Source organism: Halomonas sp. SIMBA_159 (assembly GCF_046536035.1).
Classification (GTDB): domain Bacteria; phylum Pseudomonadota; class Gammaproteobacteria; order Pseudomonadales; family Halomonadaceae; genus Vreelandella; species Vreelandella venusta_A.
The window spans coordinates 1-257 of the sequence record NZ_JAWJBT010000982.1; the positions used below are offsets into that span (position 1 = coordinate 1).

Genomic DNA, 257 nt, shown 5'->3' on the forward strand with positions numbered 1-257 from the left:
CATTGATACTCAACGTATCGACATGATCATTGTTGATGAAGGCATTCCTGCGGATAGTCTGGAAGGACTGCGAAAGGCTGGGGTTGAAGTGATTCTGGTCGGGGAGTGAGAAAGGGTGCCCGCTGGTCAACACGAATGCGTTCGGCGGGCATTGTGAACACCATCAATGGTTTTCTTCTGTCTCTTGGGTGAGGGTTTCCCAGTCGGCAGGAGGATGTCCTCTTTTTAACATTTTGCTGAATACGGTATAGGCATCT

General features: G+C 49.4%; 1 protein-coding gene. It reads right to left on the minus strand.

Annotated elements, in window-relative coordinates:
• Window positions 1-163: 163 nt before the first annotated feature.
• On the minus strand, window positions 164-257 hold a 94-nt coding region (locus R0J87_RS22185), incomplete at its 5' end, for a type II toxin-antitoxin system YhaV family toxin (protein WP_498889018.1).